Source organism: Flagellatimonas centrodinii, from assembly GCF_016918765.2.
Taxonomy (GTDB): Bacteria; Pseudomonadota; Gammaproteobacteria; order Nevskiales; family Nevskiaceae; genus Polycyclovorans; species Polycyclovorans centrodinii.
This window is the reverse complement of record NZ_CP092104.1, coordinates 220,978-241,913: the sequence shown is the minus strand read 5'-3', so window position 1 is coordinate 241,913 and position 20,936 is coordinate 220,978. Positions and strand designations below refer to the sequence as shown.

General features: G+C 67.3%; 25 protein-coding genes. 8 read left to right on the top strand and 17 right to left on the bottom strand.

The annotated features are described in order from the left end of the window. The first annotated feature begins 12 nt into the window (after nt 1-12). From JN531_RS01160 to JN531_RS01150, 3 genes are all read left to right on the top strand, one after another. Nucleotides 13-507 (top strand): RNA polymerase sigma factor, encoded by a 495-nt coding sequence (locus tag JN531_RS01160; RefSeq protein ID WP_228347022.1) that lies wholly within the window; start codon nt 13-15, stop codon nt 505-507. A gap of 82 nt (nt 508-589) precedes the next feature. After that, nucleotides 590-823: a type II toxin-antitoxin system Phd/YefM family antitoxin gene (locus tag JN531_RS01155; protein ID WP_228347021.1), complete on the top strand. Its 234-nt coding sequence runs from the start codon at nt 590-592 to the stop codon at nt 821-823. Beyond that, on the top strand, nt 820-1,209 hold the full coding sequence (locus JN531_RS01150; protein ID WP_228347020.1) for a type II toxin-antitoxin system VapC family toxin: 390 nt from the start codon (nt 820-822) through the stop codon (nt 1,207-1,209). The genes JN531_RS01155 and JN531_RS01150 overlap by 4 nt, the downstream gene beginning before the upstream one ends. A gap of 17 nt (nt 1,210-1,226) precedes the next feature. On the opposite strand, the gene JN531_RS01145 is transcribed toward JN531_RS01150, so the two are convergent. After that, nucleotides 1,227-2,273, bottom strand: coding sequence for a TauD/TfdA family dioxygenase (locus tag JN531_RS01145; protein WP_228347019.1), 1,047 nt, complete (start codon nt 2,271-2,273; stop codon nt 1,227-1,229). 1 nt (nt 2,274) lies between these two features. After that, entirely contained in the window at nt 2,275-3,198 is a 924-nt protein-coding gene (locus JN531_RS01140; RefSeq protein WP_228347018.1) for a bile acid:sodium symporter family protein, read from the bottom strand. 122 nt (nt 3,199-3,320) lie between these two features. Between JN531_RS01140 and JN531_RS01135 the strand changes: the two genes are divergently transcribed. From JN531_RS01135 to JN531_RS01125, 3 genes are read left to right on the top strand one after another with little or no spacing between them, the layout of a single operon-like run. Continuing rightward, nucleotides 3,321-4,568: an NADH:flavin oxidoreductase/NADH oxidase family protein gene (locus JN531_RS01135; protein ID WP_228347017.1), complete on the top strand. Its 1,248-nt coding sequence runs from the start codon at nt 3,321-3,323 to the stop codon at nt 4,566-4,568. Between the two features lie 42 nt (nt 4,569-4,610). Continuing rightward, nucleotides 4,611-4,904 (top strand): nucleotidyltransferase family protein, encoded by a 294-nt coding sequence (locus JN531_RS01130; protein ID WP_228347016.1) that lies wholly within the window; start codon nt 4,611-4,613, stop codon nt 4,902-4,904. A gap of 6 nt (nt 4,905-4,910) precedes the next feature. Further along, the gene (locus JN531_RS01125) at nt 4,911-5,261 is read left to right on the top strand and encodes a HepT-like ribonuclease domain-containing protein (RefSeq protein WP_228347015.1); all 351 of its coding nucleotides are present in this window, start codon (nt 4,911-4,913) and stop codon (nt 5,259-5,261) included. On the opposite strand, the gene mnmC is transcribed toward JN531_RS01125, so the two are convergent. The 11 genes from mnmC to JN531_RS01070 form a co-directional block, all read right to left on the bottom strand. After that, on the bottom strand, nt 5,258-7,024 hold the full coding sequence (gene mnmC / locus JN531_RS01120) for a bifunctional tRNA (5-methylaminomethyl-2-thiouridine)(34)-methyltransferase MnmC2/FAD-dependent 5-carboxymethylaminomethyl-2-thiouridine(34) oxidoreductase MnmC1 (protein WP_228347014.1): 1,767 nt from the start codon (nt 7,022-7,024) through the stop codon (nt 5,258-5,260). The two genes, JN531_RS01125 and mnmC, sit on opposite strands and share 4 nt — an antisense overlap. Next, nucleotides 7,012-9,210: a bifunctional 23S rRNA (guanine(2069)-N(7))-methyltransferase RlmK/23S rRNA (guanine(2445)-N(2))-methyltransferase RlmL gene (rlmKL, locus tag JN531_RS01115; protein ID WP_228347013.1), complete on the bottom strand. Its 2,199-nt coding sequence runs from the start codon at nt 9,208-9,210 to the stop codon at nt 7,012-7,014. The genes mnmC and rlmKL overlap by 13 nt, the downstream gene beginning before the upstream one ends. Continuing rightward, a complete protein-coding gene (locus JN531_RS01110) occupies nt 9,207-10,121 on the bottom strand; it encodes a cation diffusion facilitator family transporter (RefSeq protein ID WP_228347012.1) in 915 nt (304 codons plus the stop codon). The genes rlmKL and JN531_RS01110 overlap by 4 nt, the downstream gene beginning before the upstream one ends. Before the next feature lie 517 nt (nt 10,122-10,638). Continuing rightward, entirely contained in the window at nt 10,639-11,403 is a 765-nt protein-coding gene (locus tag JN531_RS01105; RefSeq protein ID WP_228347011.1) for an SDR family oxidoreductase, read from the bottom strand. Beyond that, the gene (locus JN531_RS01100) at nt 11,400-12,290 is read right to left on the bottom strand and encodes an alpha/beta hydrolase (protein ID WP_228347010.1); all 891 of its coding nucleotides are present in this window, start codon (nt 12,288-12,290) and stop codon (nt 11,400-11,402) included. The genes JN531_RS01105 and JN531_RS01100 overlap by 4 nt, the downstream gene beginning before the upstream one ends. Before the next feature lie 13 nt (nt 12,291-12,303). After that, nucleotides 12,304-13,185, bottom strand: coding sequence for an alpha/beta fold hydrolase (locus JN531_RS01095; RefSeq protein ID WP_228347009.1), 882 nt, complete (start codon nt 13,183-13,185; stop codon nt 12,304-12,306). Nucleotides 13,186-13,242: 57 nt separating this feature from the next. Beyond that, nucleotides 13,243-13,908 (bottom strand): glutathione S-transferase, encoded by a 666-nt coding sequence (locus JN531_RS01090; RefSeq protein ID WP_228347008.1) that lies wholly within the window; start codon nt 13,906-13,908, stop codon nt 13,243-13,245. A gap of 68 nt (nt 13,909-13,976) precedes the next feature. After that, nucleotides 13,977-14,255, bottom strand: coding sequence for a YcgL domain-containing protein (locus JN531_RS01085; protein WP_228347007.1), 279 nt, complete (start codon nt 14,253-14,255; stop codon nt 13,977-13,979). Then, complete coding sequence (locus JN531_RS01080; protein WP_228347006.1) at nt 14,255-14,623, bottom strand: VOC family protein; 369 nt, start codon at nt 14,621-14,623, stop codon at nt 14,255-14,257. Before JN531_RS01080 ends, JN531_RS01085 begins: the two co-directional genes overlap by 1 nt. A 22-nt stretch (nt 14,624-14,645) precedes the next feature. Continuing rightward, on the bottom strand, nt 14,646-15,419 hold the full coding sequence (locus tag JN531_RS01075) for a glutathione S-transferase N-terminal domain-containing protein (RefSeq protein ID WP_228347005.1): 774 nt from the start codon (nt 15,417-15,419) through the stop codon (nt 14,646-14,648). A 52-nt stretch (nt 15,420-15,471) separates the two neighbouring features. Then, entirely contained in the window at nt 15,472-16,110 is a 639-nt protein-coding gene (locus tag JN531_RS01070; protein ID WP_228347004.1) for a 1-acyl-sn-glycerol-3-phosphate acyltransferase, read from the bottom strand. 179 nt (nt 16,111-16,289) lie between these two features. Here JN531_RS01070 and JN531_RS01065 point away from each other — a divergent pair, with 179 nt between their 5' ends. Then, nucleotides 16,290-17,666, top strand: coding sequence for a cytochrome P450 (locus JN531_RS01065; protein WP_228347003.1), 1,377 nt, complete (start codon nt 16,290-16,292; stop codon nt 17,664-17,666). A gap of 93 nt (nt 17,667-17,759) precedes the next feature. Beyond that, nucleotides 17,760-18,173, top strand: a complete 414-nt coding sequence (locus JN531_RS01060) for an MAPEG family protein (protein ID WP_228347002.1) — start codon at nt 17,760-17,762, stop codon at nt 18,171-18,173. On the opposite strand, the gene JN531_RS01055 is transcribed toward JN531_RS01060, so the two are convergent. Genes JN531_RS01055 through JN531_RS01040 form a run of 4 tightly spaced genes read right to left on the bottom strand, consistent with a single transcriptional unit; the run spans nt 18,170 to nt 20,882 of the window. Continuing rightward, the gene (locus tag JN531_RS01055) at nt 18,170-18,736 is read right to left on the bottom strand and encodes a hypothetical protein (RefSeq protein WP_228347001.1); all 567 of its coding nucleotides are present in this window, start codon (nt 18,734-18,736) and stop codon (nt 18,170-18,172) included. The two genes, JN531_RS01060 and JN531_RS01055, sit on opposite strands and share 4 nt — an antisense overlap. Before the next feature lie 56 nt (nt 18,737-18,792). Further along, the gene (locus JN531_RS01050; protein WP_228347000.1) at nt 18,793-19,644 is read right to left on the bottom strand and encodes an alpha/beta fold hydrolase; all 852 of its coding nucleotides are present in this window, start codon (nt 19,642-19,644) and stop codon (nt 18,793-18,795) included. Next, a complete protein-coding gene (gene trhA / locus JN531_RS01045) occupies nt 19,641-20,342 on the bottom strand; it encodes a PAQR family membrane homeostasis protein TrhA (RefSeq protein ID WP_228346999.1) in 702 nt (233 codons plus the stop codon). The genes JN531_RS01050 and trhA overlap by 4 nt, the downstream gene beginning before the upstream one ends. A gap of 60 nt (nt 20,343-20,402) precedes the next feature. Further along, entirely contained in the window at nt 20,403-20,882 is a 480-nt protein-coding gene (locus JN531_RS01040) for a lipocalin family protein (RefSeq protein WP_228346998.1), read from the bottom strand. Between the last annotated feature and the right edge of the window lie 54 nt (nt 20,883-20,936).

Here is a 20,936-nt window from a genome sequence, read left to right as displayed (position 1 = left end):
CTTGCGATGACAATGAAGCGGGCATCGGCTATCGAGGCCACCTATCGTCTGCACCGCGATGCCGTTATCCACATGCTGCAACGCCGCGTCGGCAACCCGGAAGACGCGGCCGATCTGGCGCAGGAAGCCTTCCTTCGGTTGCTGCGCTACGAAGGCCATAGCCCGGAGTCGTTACGCTTTCTGCTGTTCCGGGTGGCGATGAACCTGGCGGCCAGTCACCTGCGACAGCAGGCGATGCGGCCGATGGTGGATCTCGATGACGTCGACCTCATCGCGGACCATGACGATGAACCGGATGCGGTGCTGGCCGACAGCGAGCGCATCGAATGCTTCCTCGGTGCCGTGCAGTCACTCCCGGACCGACCGCGGCAGATGTTCGTGCTGCGGCGCCTGGAGGGCAAGGGCACGCGCGAGGTGGCGGACGAGGTGGGGCTGTCGACGCGGATGGTGGAGCAGCACCTGACCAAGGCACATGCCTTGCTCAAGGCGCGGGTGGCGGCGGCTTAGACGGTCGCTCTGCGCTCAACACTGCGGGGCTCGTGCGGCTCGGGTTATATTAGTCCGCACATTAGTCCACATGAGCTGCGACATGTCCGAGACCGTCAACGTTCACGATGCCAAAACCCACTTCTCCCGCTTGCTGGAGCAGGCGCATGCGGGCAAGGAGATCATCCTCTCCAAGGCGGGGAAGCCCTATGCGCGGCTCGTACCGCTTGCGGAGGCGCCAGGTGTTCGCCAGCCGGGGCATCTGCAGGGGCGACTGGATGATGCGTTCTTCGACGCCTTGCCGGATGAGGAGCTGACCGCCTGGGAGGGCCGGTGAGGCTGCTGCTGGATACCCATACGCTGCTGTGGTGGATGACGAATGACCCGAGGCTTTCATCGAAAGTGCAGGCCTTGTTGCTCGACGGGGAAATTCCGACGTATGTCAGTGCCGTCAGTGCCTGGGAGGTCGCCACCAAACACCGCATTGGAAAGTTGACCGGCATCCCGGGCTTGATGAGCCGATATGCCGAAGTCGTTGTGGCCAACGGATTCCTGCCCCTGCCCATTGAGCAGCGACATGCGCTGCTGGCGGGTGGCATGGTCAGCGACCATCGTGACCCATTCGACCGCATGCTGGCCGCACAGGCTGTGCTCGAAGGGCTCACGCTGGTGACCAACGATGGGGCGCTGAAGCAGCTACCCGAGGTGACGACGATCTGGTGACGGCGAGGGCTTGCGCCCTACGCCCAACACACTGCCACCCGCCGCGGCCCCTTGTAGGGCAGGCGGCCGTGGCCGACGGCGTGGTTGTCGATGGCGACCACATCGCCGCGGGACCAGGGCAGTACCACCAGGTTGCGCCAGATGATGTCGCGCAGGTGCTCCAGGTCGGCGTCGGGGATCTCGTGGCCGTCGCGGTAGGTGCAGTGCATGGCCTGTTCCTCTGACGGAACCTTGCGCTTGCGGGCGGTGAGCAGGCTGGCGGCCAGCCACCAGAACAGGCCACGGGCACTGGGGCGGTGGCGAAACACGCGCTTCAGCTCGGCCGAGCCGGTGGACAGGTGAAACACCTGGGCATGGTTGAACCAGGTGGGTTCGCCGGTTTCCGGATGGTTGCGGGTGGCTTCGTGCTCGCTCACCAGCGCCAGGCGGTCACCGTCTTTCCAGATCGGCGTGAACCCCTCGCGGCGCGCCATGCGGTTGACCTCGTCGCGGTCTTCGGTGCGGAACATCTCGTCCCAGCGCTTGAGCTGGAACAGGTCGCGGTTGGTGGTGCCGGGGCCGCTGTAGTTGCGGATGATGCGCAGGCCGTTGCGGGCGAAGCGCTCGCGCACGCCGTCGTCGAGATCGCTCCATACCCGGCGGAAGTCCACCAGCGGGGTTTCGCCGCTGCCGGCCCTGGGGGCGATGTCGCACCAGAAGAAGATGCGATTGGGCGGCGTGCGGGTGAAGGTCATCTCGCAGTGCTGCGGGATGGGGTAGTAACCCGGCAGTTCGCTGGCGGAGAACACGTAGTCGGTCATCGCGTCGCGCGGGCTGGTGCCGAGATACTCGTTCTTCAGATCGTCGTCGACCCCGCGGGCCACCGCTTCAAAGGCGGCAGCGTCGTGGATGCCGAAACCATGGAAGCGCAGGGCACCATGGGCACGGAGCAGGTCCTGGACCTGATGGCGATGGTCGTGCAACCACGTGGTCAGCCCGTCGGCCGAGGCGTCGCCCTGCGGTTCGATCTGCAGCGGCAGACGCTCGCGGGCGCCGCCGGGAATGGATGTCTTGTACGGCAGCATGTCAGGTCTCCTCAGGCGGGGGGCGTCTGCGCGCCCAGGCCCATGATACGAGGGCACCCGAGATCAGGTGCCAGATCCCCCATAGCGACACCACCACCACCATGCCGCCAGCGCCGCCGAAATGGGTGAAGGCCACCACCAGGCCGAGACCGGCATTCTGCAGGCCGGTTTCCAGCGCCAGGGTGCGCCGCTCCGCCTCGGCCAAGCCGCCGAGGGCGCCGAGGCCATAACCGCCCGCCAGCGCCAGACCGTTGTGCAGGACCACCAGTCCCAGCAGCGGCAGCAGCTGCCCGCCCAGCGCCATCAGGGTGGTCCGCTGGTCGAGCAGCGCCAGCGCGATGAACAGCACCAGCAGCGCACCGGCGCTGCGACGCAAGGGGCGGCGCATCCGTCGCGCCGCCAAGGGCAGGCGGCTCTGCACCAGCAGCCCCAGCAGCAGCGGCATCAGCAGAATCACGGCGAGGTCGCGCAGCAGCGGCAGAAAGGCCACCCGCGGGATGTCGGTGGTGCTGGCCAGCGCTGGCAGCAGGGTGGTGCCCACGCTGAAGATGAGCGGCAGGGTCAGCGCCGCCAGGGCGGTGGAGACGGTGGTGAGTGCCACCGACAGCAGCACATTGCCCCGCGCCTGCAGGCAGAAATAGTTGGACATGCTGCCGCCCGGGCAGGCCGCCACCAGCAGCATGCCCGCAGCGATACCGGGCGGCGGCGACAGCAGCGCGATCAGTCCCACGGTCAGCAGGGGCAGCAGCAGCCATTGCCCGGCCAGCCCCAGCACGGCTGCGCGTGGTTGGCGCCGCAGTTGCACCAGGTCCCGCCGGTCGAGGTGGAGTGCCACGGCGAACACGATGAAGCCCAGCGCCACGCCCAGCAGCCAGCGGCCTTCGGCGCGGAAGGGAATGACCAGCGTGTCCAGGGTGTCGATCATGAACGGACCCTATCAGTGCAGCGGCGCGTCGGGAACGGCATCATGCGCGCCTGCCGCCCTATGCACGCGGGCCCGGTCTTCGGCGCCGGGCCGTGATGTCGTTCGATTTATCGGGAGTTTTCATGTCCGCTGTTGAAATTCTGTCTGCCCCACTGACCCTGCCCTGCGGGGTGACGGTCAAGAACCGCCTGCTGAAATCGGCGATGAGCGAAGCGCTGGGCGACCACCGCACGGCGGCACCGGGCATGGCGCTGTCGCGCTTGTATGGCGCCTGGGCCGACGGTGGTATCGGCCTGTGCATCACCGGCAACGTGATGATTGACGCGCGTGCCCTCGGCGAGCCGGGCAATGTGGTGATCGAGGACGATCGCCATCTCGCTACGCTGCGCGCCTGGGCCGAGGCCGGCACGCGCAATGGCACGGCGTTGTGGATGCAGCTCAACCATCCGGGCAAGCAGTGCCCCAAGGGGCTCAACCGCGAGACCGTGTCACCCTCGGCGGTGCCCTTCAAGAAGGACATGGCGGCGCTGTTCGCCACCCCGCGTGCACTGCGCGAAGACGAAATCCACGACCTCATCCGCCGCTTCGGCGAAGCCGCCGCGCAGGCCCAGGCCGCCGGCTTCACGGGCGTGCAGATCCACGGCGCCCACGGCTATCTGGTGAGCCAGTTCCTCAGCCCGCACCACAACCGGCGCGAGGATGACTGGGGTGGCACGCCGGAGAAGCGTCGCCGTTTCGTGTTGGCCGTGCTGACCGAAATTCGTCGCCGCGTGGGTCCGGCGTTTCCCATCGGCATCAAGCTCAACTCCGCGGATTTCCAGCGGGGTGGTTTTACCGAGGACGAGTCGCTGGACACCATCCGCGCGCTGACCGCGGCCGGTATCGATCTGGTGGAGATTTCCGGGGGCACCTATGAGGCGCCGGCGATGACCGGTATCAAGCAGAAAGACAGCACCCGCGCCCGCGAGGCCTACTTCATCGACTTCGCCGCCAAGGCCCGCGAGGCCACCACCGTACCGCTGGTGGTCACCGGCGGCTTCCGCAGCGCAGAGGGCATGGCGCAAGCCATTCACAGTGGGGCTGTCGACATGGTGGGCCTGGCGCGCGGACTGGCGCTTGAAACCGACCTTCCGAAACGCTTGCTGGCCGGGCAGGCGCCTCGGTATCACGTGCGCCCCATCCGCACCCGCATCCCCATGGTGGACCGCATGGCGATCATGGAGGTGGTCTGGTACACCCGCCAGCTGCACCGCATCGGCCGTGGTCTGCCGCCGCAGCCGGAGGTGTCGGGGCTCAGGGTGTTCCTCGGTTACGCTGCCAAAAGCATCTGGCACGGTGCCCGGCCGCAGCGACTGCGGGCGGCGTCGTAGCGTTCACTTCACAAGTGACCGGCCGCGGGCAACAATGTTTGTATGTTGAACCGAGCTCAGACACTGTCTTGCCTGCGCGAGCGTCGCGCCTACCTGGCCGAAGCCTTCGGCGTGGAGGGCCTGGCGCTATTCGGCTCGTTTGCGCGGGATACGTTGACGCCGCAGAGCGATATTGATGTGCTGGTGCGCTTTGATGGCCCCGCGACATCGAAACGGTATTTCGGCCTGCAGTTCTATCTGGAAGATCTGCTGGGGCGACCGGTTGACCTCGTGAGCGAGAAAGCACTGCGGCCCGAATTGAGACCTTTCGTGGAGCAGGACGCGATTCGCGTCTGAACGCTGATGACACGCGAGTGGCGGTTCTACATCACCGACATGCTGGATTTTGCGGAGAAGGCCCGTCGATACACCCGCGGTCTGACGCAGGCGACCTTCGTCGAGAACGCGATGATTTACGACGCCACGCTGCGCAATCTGGAACTGATCGGCGAGGCCGCTACGCATGTGCCGGCCGAGGTTCGCGGCCAGTGCCCTGAGGTGCCGTGGCGGCAGGTCATCGCGACGCGAAACCGTTTGATCCATGCTTATCTGGGTATCGACGACGACACGCTGTGGAGCATCATCGAGACGGATCTTCCGGTCTTGATGTCAGCCTTGACAGCGTTGCTCGATCGCGTCGATCGACTGTCTTAGGACGTTCCTGGCTGGAACCGATCTGGCCGAATGGCGCGGATCAGTTGCTGCGGCAACGGTGATGGCTGGTCACACAGTTGTGCGGCCAAGGCCTCTCCCAACAGCCCCGCCCAAGTGACGCCGCGCGAGGCGTAGCCAGTGGCGAGGGCGATGCGCGGTTGACCGGGCAGGCGCCCCACCGCTGGCAACCGGCCCGGCAGCACGGCGCGGAAGGCGGCGCGGCCCACCAGCAGGGCCGGGTCCAGCGGCGGGGCATCGACCATCAGCGCCTGCAGGCGGTCGACATTGGCGCGATGACCGTCGAGATCGGGGCGCGGATCATCATGGCGGTCGTAGGTCGCGCCCACCAGCGCGGCGCCGTCGGCCAGCGGCAGCACGTAGCCGTCCCGCGCAATGCCGGTCTTCAGGCCGGGCAGGCCACCAGCCGGCAGCAGGCTGAGCTGGCCGCGCACCCGGCTGAGGGGCAGCGCCAGCTCGGGCAGCAGACGGGAAACGTCGTGCGCGGTCGCCAGCACCACCACGTCGAAGTCCGCGAGTTCGGTCAGCGCATCGATGCGATGCTGCAGCCGCAGGGTGATGCCGGGATGATCCAGCCACCCCGCACAGCGCCCGGCGGGATCGACGTGGCCGCCCTGCGGGATGAACAGCCCCCCTTCGCTGACGCGGCGGCCGCAGCGGATGCTGGCGCCGTCGGCGTCGATCCAGTGCATCAATTCGGCGGGCGGTTGCTGCTCGGCCAGCGCGGCCTGCCAGCGCTCGCGGTCGCGGTCGTCCTTGGGCAGGTGCAGCAGGCCGCAGGGCTGCCAATCCGCCCGGGGCTCCGACGGCAGGGTGGCCAGCGCATGCAGGAAGGCGCTGCGGGTCAGCGCGGTGGTGGGCGGGTCACCACGGTTGAGCCAGGGGCGCACCGCCGCGCGCGGGTTGCCCGAGGCGCCCTGGGCGATGGCCGGCGCCTGGTCAAACACGGTCACCGCCACCCCCTGGTGCGCCAGGGCGCGGGCGACGGCTGCGCCGGCGACGCCCGCGCCAACCACCGCCGCCGTTCGCGGGGCCGGTGTTGGCGCAAGACCCTGTCCGCTGTAACGCGCACGCAAGGCTTCGCGCTTGTGGCCATAGCCCGGGCGTTTTTCCACGGCGAAGCCGGCGGCGGCCAGTGCGGCCCGCACCGGTCCGGCCACCGAGTAGCTGGCGACGGCGGCGCCGGGCCGGGCCCGGTCGGCGAGTGACTGGATCAGGGCCGGCTCCCACAACGCCGGGTTGCGGTCGGGCGCGAAACCGTCGAGGTAGAAGGCGTCGATCGCTGCGTCGAGTTGCGGCACGCTGTCGCGCGCATCCCCGAACAACAGGGTCAGGGTCAGGCCGGCGTCCAGCGGCAGACGGTGAAAGCCGGCCACCGCCATCGGCCAGACCGCCGCCAGACGCGCGCCGAGTGCGGCCAGCGGGGTGTCGGCATGCAGTTGACGCAGGTCTTCCGCGGCAAACGGATGCAACTCTGCTGCGATGTAGTGCAGGCGCTGACATCGGTGCGGGTCGTCCCGCCATGCCGCCCAGGTACAGAGGAAGTTGCGGCCGGTGCCGAAGCCGGTTTCCAGCACCGTGAAGTCATCGCGGCCGCGCCAGCCGGTGGGCAGGTCACAGCCGTGCAGGAATACCTGCTCGGCCTGGCCGAGATCGCCGTGACGCGGGCCGTAGACATCCCGATAGGTCGGCGACCACAGACGGCCGTCGCGATCATGGCGGGTGGCGGGTGTCAGCGGCCCCACGGGGAGACGGGCCGGACCACCGGCCGGGGATCGCGGAACTGCCAGGCGCGATGGGCAGGTGGAGGACGCTTGAAGTCCTCATCCAGCGTTTCGCGGGTGATGTCGGTCACCTGCCACTCGGCGAAGGCCTCCGGATCGAGCTTGAAGCCGCGACGGTTGGTCGAGAAGTACAAGGTGCCGCCCGGGGCGAGCAGTTTCAGTGCATTCAGCAGAAAGCCCACATGGTCGCGCTGGATGTCGAGCGTGCCATCCATCTTCTTCGAGTTGGAGAAGGTGGGCGGGTCACAGAAGATCAGGTCGAACTGCGGTGGGCGGCCTTTTTCCGCCTGTTCCTGCAGCCAGGCCAGGCAGTCGGCACGAAACAGGCGATGGGGGTTGTCGGCGGAGGAACGCCGCGACGGGTCGGGCGGATGGATGCCGTTGAGCGCCAGGTTGCGCAGCGCCCAGTCCAGGTAGGTATTCGACAGGTCCACCGACACGCTACTGGCAGCGCCCCCAACCGCAGCGTGCGCGGTGGCGGCACCGGTGTAGCAAAACAGGTTGAGGAAGCGCTTGCCGGCGGCTTCGCGCTGCAAGCGCAGGCGCAGCGGCCGGTGGTCGAGAAACACCCCGGTATCGAGATAGTCGTCGAGGTTGATGGCGAGCTTCACACCGTGTTCGTCGATGGTGAAGAAGCGACCCTGATCGGCCTGCCGCTGATACTGGCTGTCCCCTTTCTGCGCCTTGCGCACCTTGTAGTGCAGATGGCTGGCGGGCAGCTCGAGCTGCTGCTGGATGTGCCCCAGGGCCTGCCGCAGCCGCCGCTCGGCCTTGACCGGATCGATGGTCTTGGGCGCCGCGTATTCCTGCACGTGTACCCGCGGCTCCGGGGTGGCGTAGAGGTCCACCGCGACCGCATAGTCGGGCAGGTCGGCGTCGTAGATGCGGTAGTGCGCGACGCCGCTGCGGGCGGCCCACTTGCGCAGATGCTTGAGGTTCTTGGCGAAGCGGTTGGCGAAATCCTCCCCGCCGCTGATGGCGCCGGCACTCTGCGTTTGCGGCACCTGGAACTGCAGCAGTTTGCAGGGCAGGGCGCCGTTGAACAGCGCGTGAATGCTGTGTGCGCGCAGCCCCATGCGTGGCGCAAGGTCAGGGCGGCCGGTGAACAGGCCAGCCTGCCAGCCGCCGAAGGCGCGGGCCCAGTGGGCACCCAGCAGCGAGTAGAGCTTGATGATTTCGGATTCGTTGGCGAGCCGTTCGCCGTAGGGCGGGTTGGTGATCAGCACGCCCGGCGGCAGGTCATCGGGGGTGACCGACAGGGCATCGGCCACCCGCCATTCAATCGCGTCGGCAAAGCCGGCGCGCTGGGCGTTGTCCTGTGCCACACGGATGCCGCGGGCGTCGGTGTCACTGCCAATCAGTCGCGGCAACTTGGCGCGGCCGTCGTGCGCGCGGGCGGTGGCTTCGTCGCGCAGCCGGGTCAGCACGGCAGGAATATGGTCTTCCCAGGCCTCGAAGCCGAAGCGCGGGCGCTGGCCATTGGGCGCGACATCGGCCGCCATCAGCGCCGCCTCGATGACGAGGGTGCCGGAGCCGCACATCGGGTCCCACAGCGGCGCGCCCTCGGCCGCGCGTGCGGGCCAGTCCATGCGCAGCAACAGGGCGGCCGCCAGGGTTTCCTTGAGCGGGGCTTCCAGCGCCCGGGCGCGGTAGCCGCGTCGATGCAGGGCATCACCGCCCAGATCCAGCGACAGCGTGGCGTGATCGCGGTCGAGGTGCAGGTGCACCCGGATGTCGGGGTTGTCGGTGTCGACATTGGGGCGTTCGCCACAGGCCTCGCGGAAACGGTCGGCGATGGCGTCCTTGACCTTCAGCCCGGCGTAGTGGGTATGGGTGACGGCGGCGGAGCGCCCGGCCACTTCGATGGCAAAGCGGCGCTGCACCGAGAACAGGTCGGGCCAGTCGACCGCCCGCGCCCCCGCATACAGGCCGTCGACATCGGTCAACGGGAATCGGGTCAGCGGCATCAGCACGCGGCTGGCCAGCCGCGACCACAGGCAGATGCGGTAGGCGGTCTCGCGGTCCGCCTCAGCGGCGACGCCCCCCGGGCGTTCCTTCAGGGCGACGGCGCCCAGGCCCTGCAGTTCGGTGAGCAACAGGGGCTCGACGCCGCGCGGGCAGGTTACGAAGAGCGGAAGCGCGCTCATGCGGGGGGGTGACTGCAGCCGGCATATTCCACCTGGACGGTGGTGTGCAGCTCGCCGAAGCGCCGTTGTAGGGTGTCGCGCACGGCCTTGATCAGCAGGTCGGGCTCGGTCCCCGGAGTGGTGACCACATGCAGGGTCAACGCCGGTTCATCGTCGCCCAGCGACCAGGCGTGAACGTGATGCACATCGACCACGCCGGGGACGGCATCGGGTAACAGTCGCCGTACCTCGGCAGGGTCGAGCCCGGCCGGGCGACCCTCCAGCAGGATATGGCCACATTCTCGGGTCAGGCGCAGGGCGCTGCGCAGCAACAGCGCGGCCACCACCAGCGACAACAGCGGGTCAATGGGCATCCAGCCGGTGAGCAGGATCACCGCGGCGGCGCTGATGGCGGCGACCGAGCCGAGCAGATCACCCATGACATGCAAGGCGGCGCCGCGCACGTTGACATCGTTTTCCTGGCCGCCGTGCAGCACCCAGAACGCGAGCAGGTTGACGCCGAGCCCTCCGCAGGCGACCCACAGCATGGGGCCGGCAATGATCTGCGGCGGGGCCTGCAGGCGCAGGATGGCTTCAATCGTGATCCACCCTGACAAGGCGAGCAGGGTCAGGCCGTTGACGAAGCCCGCGAGTACCTTGGCGCGGCCGTAACCGTAGGTGCGGTGGCCATCCGCCGGACGCCGTGCCAGGCGATCGGCGAACAGCGCCAAAGCCAGCGATGCCGAGTCGGTGAGCATGTGGGCCGCATCGGCGAGCAGCGCCAGGGAACCGGTCCACCAGGCGGCGACTGCTTCGACCGTCATGAAACCGGTGGTCAGAAACAGGGCCATCAGCAGCCGCTGCGACGAGGCCGGGCCGTGGTTGTGGCGGTGGTCGTCGCCGTGGTGGTGGGGGTGAGGGTGGGATGCCATGGGCGGTAGTGTAGGTGAGCCCCGCCGTTTTGCGAGCACTGCTCGCTGGCGGGGTGAACGACCAGCCATGGATGGCTGGGCCGGAGTGGATTAGCAAGATGACGGTTCGCCAGGGTGAACCCAGCCGTTGTTGCGAGCACTGCTCGCGGGCGGGGTGAACGACCAGCCATGGATGGCTGGGCCGGAGTGGATTAGCAAGATGACGGTTCGCCAGGATGGCCAGCACCAAGGTGCATTAGCAGCACAACCCAAGGCCCATTGGCGGCACTACCCGAATCGCCGCGCCGCGCGTCCGCCTGAAGGTCCTGCCGAGCGGCCAAGATTGCCACGCCCGCTGCGCAGGCTCGCAATGACAAGGAAAAGGGCTGTCATCGCGAGGGGCGTAGCCCCGCGGCGATCTCGTCGCCAAGGGCAGTGCCGGGCGGGCGAGATTGCCACGCCTGCTGCGCTGGCTCGCAATGACATCGTTTTCGTTGTCGACCACGTGTCTCGAGTCGCGCGCCCAACGCGACGGACCCTAGGCAGCGAAATAGGCGACCAGCCTGGCGGCGAGGCGATCCGGGATCCAGCCGATGGCGACGCGCAGCAGTCCGACCTGCGGGCCCACCGGGATATGTACCGGCGGCCGTTTGGTGGTGGCGGTACGCAGGATCACCGCCGCCACGTCGTCGGGGCCGAGATGCACCCCCAGCTTGCGGGTGGCGCGCATCTCGGGGGCGTTGTCGACCATGGCGGTGCGCACGAAGATCGGCCACAGACTGCTGACCTGGATACCGTGGGCGGCCCACTCGATGGCCAGTGCCTCGGTGAGGCCGCGCACCGCAAACTTGCTGGCGGAATAGGTGGCAATGTCGGGCTGGCCGTAGATGGCGGAGGCGGAGGCCAGGTTGATCACCCGCCCGGCCGGCGCCTTGCGCAACCACGGCAGTGCACAGTGGCAGCCGTTGATGACGCCGGTGACATTGATGTCGACGATCCGTTTGTGCGCGTTCAGCGGAATGGTTTCGAAGCGACCGGCGCTGAGCACCCCCGCATTGTTCACCAGCAGGTCGAGACCCTGGTCGCCGCAGAAGGTCGACAGCGCGGCCTGCCATTGGTCGGGCTGGGTCACATCAAGGGCGAAGGTGTCACAGTGATCGCCGATCAGGCGACGGGTTTCGGCCAGCCCTTCGGCGTCGACGTCGCCGATGCCGACACGCCAGCCAGCCTGGGCGAACTGCCGGGCGGCGGCACGGCCGATGCCGGCGCCGCCACCGCTGATGAACACACGACGATGGCTCATGGTGTTTTCAACACCCGCCGCTGCAGAAAGTCGAGCTGCAGGTCGATATTGACCTCGAACGCTTCGCCGACGTAGGGCTGGAAGTGATTGGTCGACAGGCAGTGAAATTCTGCATCCGGAATTTTCGCGGCGGCCTTTCGCGCGGATGCCGGTGGCGTAATGCTGTCGTCGCTGCCGGCGATGATCAGCGTCGGAACCTCGATCCGGTGTGCGCGACGGATCGGGCTATACAGCGGTACTCCGAGGAAGGCGCGACCGAGGACGCGGTTCTGCCACTGGCTGTCCTCGGGGACGATGGCAAACCAGCCGTCGTAGGTTTCCGGCGTGGTCATGGCGGCAAAACTGCCGGGGCGCCCGACCACCGGCACATAGTGGGGGCGTCCGACGAGGCGGCCGAGGGTGTCGCGAACGCCGGCCACCGTGCCCTTGATGACCTGTTTCAGTGGCATCTGCCGCAGCGTGGCAAGGCCGTCGACATGGGGCACCTGGCTGATGACCGCCGCGATGCGCGGGCGTTCCGACGCGATCTGCAAGACGTGGCCGCCGGAGAATGACGAGCCCCACAGTACGATGCGCTCGCGGTCGATGTCATCGCGTGCCTGCATGAAGGCGAGCGCCGCCCGCCAGTCTTCATGGTGGCGCCAGGGATCGACCCAGTGACGGGGCTCGCCCTCACTGCCGCCAAAGTTGCGGTAGTCGAACAGGAACACTGCGAATCCGATGGCGACGAAACGCTCGGCGAAGGCCGGCAACCGGAAGCCGCGCTCGGCGGCGAAACCGTGCGCCATGATGATCAGCGGGGGGCGTTTGACCCTCGGTGGGCGCATCAGGGTGCCGGCGCAGCGCAGGCCCTGGCTGGTGAAATGGAGGTCGGTGGGGCGTGGCATGCGGAGCTCCGGGTCAGGCGGCATTGGCGACCGGCGCCAGGGCCGGGTCGTGGGCGATCAATCGGTTGGCGATGGTCGGCAGAAGGGGGCTGGGCAAGTCATGTCCCATGCCCGGGAAGGTGATCAGCCTGGCCCCGGGGATACGGCGTGCCAGATCATGGCCGGCCGCCAGCGGCACCAGCGGGTCGGCCTCGCCGTGCAGCACCTGGGTTGGCGCGGCGATCTTCGGCAGCAAGCTGGCGCGGCTGCCTGAGGCGACGATGGCGGCCATCTGTCGCAGGCTGCCCGCGGCATGAAAGCCGCGCTCGAAGGCGGTCTCGACCATCGAGCGCAACTCGGGCTCCGGTGCCGGATAGGCGGGGCTGCCAATCACGCGCCAGGTTGCCATGCTGTGGGCAATCAGGCTGTCGCGGTCACGGCCGGCCGGACGTTGAATCATCCGTCGACGAATGCGCAGGCTGGGGCCCGGCACGCCGCGGGCGCCGCTGGTGGTCATCATCAGCGTGAGCGCGCGGACACGCTGCGGCGCCCGGGCCGCCATGATCTGCGCCACCATGCCGCCCATCGACAGGCCGACCACATGCGCGTCCTGCAACTGCAGGGCATCCATCAGGCCGAGGGTGTCGTTGGCCAGGTCGTCGAGCCGGTAAGGCACCTGTACTCGCAGGCCGAGGCGGCTGCGCAAATAGGTGCGGACGATATCGGGCGTGCCCGCCTCGCTGAGCCGGGTCGAAGCGCCCATGTCCCGATTGTCGAATCGCACGACATAGAGCCCGGCATCGGCCAGCTGCTGGCACAGGCTGCGAGGCCAGTGCACCAGTTGGCAGGACAGGCCCATGATCAACAGCACAGCCGGATCGGCGGGGTTGCCGAAGCTGTCCCAGGCCAGGCGCAAACCGTTGGCTTCGACGTGCCGAAGCTCCGCGGGTGGGGCGAAGACGGGCGCCAACGCTCAGCCCAGCAGGCGGTAGGGGCCACCGCGCTCCAGCGCCTTGCGATAGGCGGGGCGCGACTGCAGCCGTTCGACATAGGCGCGGATGGCCGGATAGCTGCCGCCGGCGCGGGTGCCTGCGGCTTCGAGCGGAAAACTCATCAGAATGTCGGCGCCACTGAGCTGGTCGCCCGCGAACCACTGGCGCCCCTGCAGCGTGTTCTCGATAAAACCGAGGTGGGTGCCCAGGTTGGGGTCGAGGAACTGCTTGCCCACCGTGCCGACGATGGCTTTCGCGATCGGCCGGATCAGGGCGGGGGTCTTCGGCGGAATGCTGCCGAAGATCAGTTTCATCACCAGCAGCGGCATCAATGAGCCTTCGCCGTAGTGGAGCCAGTAGCGATAGTCGGCGAAGGCTGCGGATCCCGCCGCAGGCCGCAGTGCCCCGGCGCTGTCGTGAGCGTCGATCAGGTACTCGATGATCGCTCCGGTCTCGGCCACGGTGGCGTCGCCGTCGGTGATTACCGGCGACTTGCCAAGGGGATGCACGGCCTTGAGTTCCGGTGGCGCCAGCATGGTCTTCGGGTGGCGGGCGTAGCGCTTCACCTCATAGTCGACGCCGAGCTCTTCAAGCAGCCAGAGGACGCGTTGCGAACGCGAGTGTTCAAGGTGATGGACGACGATCATGAGTGCGGTGCCGGTGTCGGGAAGACTCCAAGAATACCCTCGGCGGCCGTCAGCGTGAGGCAGTGGCGTCAGTCACCGGCGTAAAGCCGGGTGGCGACGATCCCCCCCGGCGGCAGCTGCAGGTAGTAGCCGGGCGCAGCCAGGGCGGCGCGCAGCCGCGCCGGATCGACCCGCGCCAGGCGCCGCTCCGGTGTCAGTGTCAGGGTCATCACTTCGGTCAGCTGGCCCACCCGGGCACGCAGCGTCTCCGGCAGGGTCTCATCCGTGAGGTCCTGCCGGAGATAGAGATACATCTCGGGCTGTCGGCTGCAGCGATAGACGCGACAGCGGGGGGCGTCGTCCGACATCACCCCATGATGAAACAGGCGAGCTTGTTGCCGTCGGGGTCGCGGAAGTAGGCGCCGTAGAAGCCGGGCATCCGTTCGCCGGGCTGCCCTTCGCAGGTTGCGCCGAGTTCCAGGGCACGGGCGTGAACCCGGTCGACCTGGCTGCGGTCGGCCGCCGGCAGGGCCACCATGGTGCCGTTACCGGCGGTCGCGGTACCGCCGTCGAACGGGGTCATGACCCCGAACATGGGCTTGCCGGGGCCGGTGGCCCAGATATGACCGCGGGGCAGGTCCATCGCCCGTTTGGCGCCGAATTCTGCCAACAGGGCGTCATAGAAGCCGACGGCGCGGGGAAGATCGTTGGTACCGAGGACGGTGTAGCCAATCATGCAAATACTCCTGGAAAGCGCATCAGCGCGCGTAGGTCTGGTTGAGATAGTCGAGGATGGCCTGGCTTTCATACATCGCCGCGCCGGTGTTGGGATCGATCAGGTAGGGCACCTGGACCTGGCCGGTGTGTTCGGCCAGCCAGCGGCGATTGCGGGTGGTGCCTTGCGGCGCCTTGAACAGGCGGTCGCGGAACAGCGGCGGTCCCATGTCGGTCCAGGTGCCCTTGGCGGTGTTGCGCAGTAGGTAGGGCAGCTGCAGTTCACAGAGGCGCGCGCGGACCGGTTTGGAATAGGGACTGGCTTCAAAACTGAACAGGATCAGGGGCTGATCCGGCACGGCCGCCGGTTCTGCAGTCATCCCGCGCAAGCCGCCCGGGCGCCACTGCAGCGCTGAGGCCAGCTGCGCGGTCGAGACATCGAAGCCCCGACGCACCGGGCTGCTGCGGCGTGCACCGCGGCCGTAGGTCTTGCCGAGGTAGGCGATGATGTCGGCGCTCTCGAGCAGCACCGCGCCGGTGTTGTCGTCCACCAGCAGCGGGAACTGCGCGCGGCCCGCCAGTGCAGTGGCCTCGTCGCGATAGCGACTGCCACCCTTGGGGCAGGGCAGGATCATGACGTCGAGGTCGAGCTCCGACAGCACTTCCCGCACCAGTCGGCAGTAGGGGCAGGCCTCGATGTCGTAGAGCTTGAGTGGTTGTTCGGGGGACTGCCGCGCCGGGGCGAAGCTGGCAGCGCCACGCCAGCCGCGCAGGGTGCCGGCAATCAGGTTGAGGGCAGCGTCGACCTGGGTACTCATGCGGGTCTCACGGTAAGGGGAGAAAGAGGGTACGTCAGCGTTGATGCCGGCGTCAGTTGTCGCGGCCATCCTGCCACGGCAGGCCCATCCGCTCTGCCAGCGGGCGCGACAACCGCCCGCTGTGGTGGGGATACCCCTCGCGGGCGAAGAATGTCCAGAGCTGTTCGAGATCCTGTTCGAGATCGAGCCCGGGGGTCAGTGGTGGTCCCAACAGAATGCGTCGGCTGCGGTAGTTGATGGCCGCCGGCACGATAGGGACGCCGGCGGCCCGCGCGATATGGTGGAAACCCCGTTTCCAGTCACCGGCAGCCTTGCGGGTGCCTTCCGGCGCGATCAGCAGCACCATGCGCGGCCGGCTGCGAAAGGCATCGATACTCTGCTCGACGACGCCGCGGGCCTGGCTGCGGAATACCGGAATCGCCCCGGCCCAGCGCAGGAACACGCCCAGCGGGCCTCGGAACGCGCTGTCCTTGATCATGGTGGTGGCATCAAGCCCCAGCGCAATGAGGGTGGCGATGCCGAAGAAGCCGTCGAGATTGGTGGTATGCGGTGCCCCGATCAGCACCAGCTTGGGCAGGTCGGGAATCTCGCCCTCGATCTGCCAGCCGGCCAGCCGCAGCACGCTGCCGGCGAGCCAGCGCGAAAACGCGTTGCCACGGCGGGGTACGCGGGGGCCAAGGGAGACTGTCATGAATAGGGGGTTCTCGCAGCATTCTTCAGGGGCTGCCCGGCGACTGTCGGCAGCTTCGGTGGCGCAGTGTAGCGCTCGAGCTGAATACTGCGATCTCGCCCGATTGCATGAGTTTGTCGGGCCAGCAGGCCGCTATGCTCCGGCGATCACCGGTTTGCCTGCCAAGGGTCTGTCACATCATGAGTGCTGTCATCGAAGCGCCCCCCGCCAAGGAACCCCCCCGCGTTCGCGGTCTGCCACTGTTGGGCAACACGCTGGAAATGGCGCGTGACCCGACCCAGTTCTTCGTCAATTGCTATCGCAAGTACGGGCCGGTCTGCAAGATTTCGGTGCTGGGCAAGTCCTACACGGTGATCAGCGGCATCGAGGCGGCCACCTTCATGGGTACCCGCGAGGGTCGTGACAGCCTCCGATCGAAGGAGTTCTGGGAAGGCCTGGTGAACGAATACGGCGCCAAGCGCATTCTCACCGGCGAAGATGGTGAGAGCCACAAGGAGTTGCGCGACGTCATGCGTCGGGGCTACTCCAAGGAATCGATCAAGGGGCGCTACAACGAGCTGGTCCGCATCACCGATCGTTGCTTCGAGCGCGATTGGCCAGTCGGCGAGTCGGTGTTCGTGCTGCCGGCCATGCAGTACATGGTTACCGATCAGCTGGGCAGCATCCTTACCGGCGCCGCGCCGCTGGAATACGTCAGCGACATTCGCACCGCCATTCTCTACATCCTCAACGTTCTGGTGACCCGGCAACGGCCGAAGATCCTGCTGCAGCGCCCGGAATACAAGAAGGCCAAGGCACGGGTCATCGAGCTGGGTCAGTCGATGATCGATGACTGGCGCAAGCGCTACAACGAAAGCGGTGAACGCCCCGACGACGAGAAAAACCTCATCGACGACATCATGGAGGCGCACGTCAAGCACCCCGAGGTGATGCCGGAAAGCGATCTCATCGTGACCATTACCGGCCCCTACGTGGCTGGGCTGGACACGGTTGCCAACACCACCTCCGCCATCGTCTACACCGTGCTCAAGCACCCCGAAGTGAAGCAGCGGGTGCTGGCCGAGGTGGACGCTCTGTTTGCCGACGGCGAGATCAGCGAAGACCATCTGATGCAGCGCATCCCCTCGCTGCAGGGGGCGATCATGGAGACCATGCGCCTGTACCCGATCGCGGTGGCGCAGATGCGCACCGCCACCAAGGACTTCGTGTTCGAGGGCTGCCAGGTGCGCGAGGGCGAGATGATCTACGTCGGCACCTCGGTGCCGCACTTCATGGAAGAGTGCTATCCCGAGCCGTTCAAGTTCGACATCGACCGCTACGCCAAGGGCCGCGCGGAGCACCTCAAGCCTGGCGCCTACTCGCCCTACGGCCGCGGGCCGCACACCTGCCTCGGCAAGAGCCTGGCGGAGGTGCAGATCGCGCTATCGATGGCGCGCCTGTTCCACAAGCTGGATCTGGAGCTCGATCCGCCGGGCTATGAGCTGAAAACCAAGACGGCACCGACGCCCGGGCCGGCCACCAGCTTCAAGGTGCGGGTGAAGGGTTACCGCAACTGAGCCATCAGCGGGCAAAGTGCGAGGAACAACTACGCACTTTGTTCCGTCGGTGCTACCTTATGGCCTCCAATCACAATCCTGGGGGATAACACAATGACGGCACTGACCGCGGTAGTCTGGTTTGCCTCACTTACACTGATTCTGTCGCTGGCCTATGCGCTGCCGCGGGTGCCGCTGGTACTGCTCGGCAAGCGCAAGGCTGACGCCTGGACCCGCGGCAATGCGGTCGCCGATTCCGGCTTCCTGATCCGCGCCCAGCACGCTCACCTCAACTGTCTCGAAGGGCTGCCGCCGTTCGCCGCCATCGTGCTGGTGGCGGTTGCCATGGGGCAGACGGCTGTCGCCGACAGTGTTGCCGCCTTCATCCTGTATGCCCGTGTCGGTCAGGTTGCGGTGCATCTGGTGGGCACCAGCTTCCCGCTGGTGCTGGCGCGTGCGACGTTCTTCATCGTCCAGGTGCTGCTGATGCTGTACATCGCCTGCGGCCTGCTGGGCCTCGGCGTCTAGTACACCTTGCCGCGGTAGACCCGCCGCACGCCGGCGGGTTCCTGAACGGCCAGCGACGTCGCGTCGCTGGCCGTTTTGCTTTCCGGCGCCAGCGGCTTGCCGCGATACCGCTGCTCGCCGGGGGCGGAGCCGGCACCGGTGTCGGCCATGGCAGCGCCGGCCCGCTGCAGCAGGGCGACGCCGCGGTAGCGGAACCCGGCCAGGGCCGGGGGCGTTTCAGCCGGCGCCGGCAGTGGACGTGCCAGGGTGTCGTCCACCGCCCGTATCAGGGCGTCGCGCAGTCCCTGCACCCGGATGGGGCGCGACACGTCGACCTGCGGGCCGCGTTGTGCCGAGTAGCGCACCAGTGAACGGGGTCGGGCTTGGGTCAGGGCGTCGACCACGTCGACGGTCTCACCGTGGTCGATATCGACCACCAGGACGTCGGCATCTTCGGGTTCGGTCCATTCAAGCGCCGCGGGAAGGGCATTGGCGGCCGACAGGGTGGTGATGGCCGACAGCACCACCCGCCGCTCCGGGTCCAGCATTCCCAGCAATGCCACTGTGACGACCGGCCGTTTCATCGAGTGCCCTACGGAAAACCCGGAGGTCTCGCTGCAAGTTTGGTGCCAGTGGCGACTCAGCGATGGTGGCGGACGAGGAAATCCAGCACGGCCGCATTGAAGGCATCGTTGCGATCACCGGCGACCATGTGCCCGGCCCCCTGCACGTCGACCACCTCGGCCTGGGGGATGAGTTCCCGAAACCGTTGTGCGCCTTCCGGGCTGACCACGTCACTGTGACTGCCGCGGACCAGCAGGGTGGGGACCCGGACCTGCCGTGCCGCGTCCTCCATGCGGGCCTCATAGGCTTCGAGATAGGCCACATGCTCGGCACGACTGTCGGCGATGATGCGCGGGTCCCAGTGCCAGTAGAGCCGGCCGTCATCGCCGCGCCGCAGGTTTTTCATCAGCCCGGATGCATCCCGGGGTCGCGGTCGGTCGGGGTTGTAGGCGGCGACGGCATCGGCGACTTCCTCCAGCGACCCGAAGCCGTCCGGGCGGGCGGTCATGAACCGGCGAATGTGCTCGATGCCACGTCGCTCCAGCGTCGGTGCCACATCAACCATCACCAACGCGGTGACCGGGGGCGGATCGCGGCGTCCCACAGCGATCAGCGAGGTGATGCCGCCCATGGAGGCGCCAACCAGTGCGGCCGGCCGTGACAGTCCGGCAAGGACCACCTCCAGATCGGCCACCAGCGCCTCGGTCTGATAGTCGCCCGCCGGTGACCAGTCGCTGTCGCCATGACCGCGGGCGTCATAGGAAATGACGTAGTAGCCGTTGGCCACCAGCTGGCGAAAGGCCCGGACCCAGGCGTGGCGGGTCTGACCGCCGCCGTGCAACAGCAACACCGGCGGCTGTGCCGGGTCGCCACCGATGTCGGCCGCCAGCGTCAGTGCTTGCGAGCCGTTGAGCCGGGCGGTCCTCATGGCGTCGGCGGCATCGACGGGATCGCGACCGGACCGGGGATGACGTACAGCAGAATCGCGAAATAGTGCAATACGCTGCCCGCCAGCACGAACAGGTGCCAGATCGCGTGGTGGTAGGGCATCCGCTTCATCACGTAGAACACCACGCCGCCGGTATACGACAACCCGCCGAGCAGCAGCAGCCACAGCCCGCCGGGCGCCAATGCCGCCATCAGTGGTTTGGCCGCGACCACCCCACACCAGCCCATGGCGACGTAGATCACCAGTGACAACTTCTCGAAGCGGCCGGTAAAGAACAGTTTGAAGATGACACCGACCGCTGCCAGGCCCCAGGTCACGCCAAACAGCGACCAGCCCCAGGGGCCCGACAGCGTGACCAGGGTGAACGGCGTGTAGGTGCCGGCGATCAGCAGATAGATCGAGGCGTGATCGATGATGCGCAGCAGCCGTTTGGTTTCGGGCAACGGAATGCTGTGATAGAGCGTGGATGCGGTGTAGAGGAGAATCAGTGTGCCGCCGAAGATGGCACTGGCCACGACGTGGCGGATGTCGCCATCGCGCACCGACAGCGCCACCAGCACGCAAAGGCCGATGATGGCGAGCACGATGCCGAGGCCGTGGCTGAGACTGTGGGCGATCTCTTCACCGAGGCTGTAAACCTTGGCGAGCGGGGTGGGCAGCGGTGGCGGACGGTTCATGGCGGCATCGGAATGGATTCCATGCAGCCTATGCAGCACGTCGGCTGCTGTCCAACCGGGTCAGGGCGCGCGCTGCGGCACCTTGACGACGTCGTCAAGCGTGTAGCCCAGCGCCTCGATGCGCCCGAGCCATTGCTGATAGATGTCTTCTGGCAGGGTCGGCTGGCGGGCCAGCAGCCACACCAGATCCCGTTTGCTGCGGGCGATGATGGCGATCTGATAGTCGGCATCGACGTGGGCGATGCGGTACTCGGCCTTGATCGGCCAGATGAACTGCATGCCCCAAACGGCGTTGCCGGTGCCCTCGCGGACGAAGCCCGTGGGCCGGTAGACCTTGCGCTCGCCGTCGAAGCTGTCGGCGTTGAAGCTGAAGGTGGTGGCAATGCTGCCATCGTCGTTCAACGCATAGTGCTCGACCTGATTGTGGCCGTCACGATCGATGAATGTCGGGATGTGGGCGATCACGTACCAGTTGCCCATGAAGCGCTCGAGGTCGACCGAGGCCTCGGTGCGGATCGGGGCGGGACCGTGGCCGAACATTGTGCAGCCTCCAAGGCTCAGCAGCAGTAGTAGACAGGACAGGTATCTCATGGT